The sequence below is a fragment of the Oleiphilus sp. HI0066 genome (assembly GCF_001635725.1).
Map to the genome: position 1 here is coordinate 1 of NZ_LWFH01000549.1, position 881 is coordinate 881.

Annotated in this window: 2 protein-coding genes; both read left to right on the forward strand. The window is 45.7% G+C overall.

The annotated features are described in order from the left end of the window. Positions 1-340: elongation factor P (locus A3738_RS07365; RefSeq protein WP_369819781.1), on the forward strand; the 340-nt coding region annotated here is incomplete at its 5' end. A 10-nt stretch (positions 341-350) separates the two neighbouring features. Next, the coding region (locus tag A3738_RS07370) for an amino acid--tRNA ligase-related protein (protein WP_304440078.1) at positions 351-881 on the forward strand (531 nt) is incomplete at its 3' end.

Consider the following 881-nt stretch of genomic DNA (forward strand, 5'->3'; position numbering starts at 1 on the left):
TGGTGAGTTTTGGCACTTCATGATGACCGACGGTTCTTTTGAACAGCACGGTGCAGATGAGAATGCTGTGGCTGAAGCGCAAAAATGGTTGAAAGAACAAGACGTTTACGTTGTAACCTTATACAACGGAGCGCCATTAAACGTAGCACCGCCAAACTTTGTTGAACTTGAAGTTGTAGAAACAGATCCTGGTTTGAAGGGCGATACAGCGCAAGGTGGTACAAAGCCAGCAACACTAACCACTGGCGCAGTGGTTAACGTGCCTTTGTTTATTAATATTGGTGAAGTGTTGAGAATCGATACGCGTACTGGCGAATACGTAAGCCGCGCGAAAGGTTAAGTTTCTCTTTATGTGGCAGCCTAGTTGTTCACATACTGCAATTAAAGCCCGTGCTGAGTTGTATGCTCAGCTGCGGGCTTTTTTTTCTGCACGTAATGTTCTCGAAGTCGACACGCCGTTGATGAGTGTTTCAGGGTCAACGGACCCACATCTTGCAAGTTATCGTGCTTCAGGCAATCAAGATGCGCATCAATCCTTAAACTTTTTTCTTCAAACCTCTCCAGAGTTTGCGATGAAGCGTCTACTCGCAAGCGGTTTAGGCGATATCTATCAGCTTTGTAAAAGTTTTCGTGAAGCCGAGCAGGGGGGTAGGCATAACCCCGAATTCACAATGCTTGAGTGGTATCGAGTAGGGTTCAGTTTGACTGAATTAATGGAAGAAATCGCAGATCTCGTTTGTGAGCAGTTGAGCCTTGAGCGACCCATTGTATATACCTACCGTGAAGTCTTTTTAAAGTACTTAGAGATTGACCCATTCTCAGCCGAATTAAGCGAGTTACAGGCATTGTGTTCGAGCCAAGCTGGGCTTGCTGAGGTTGAA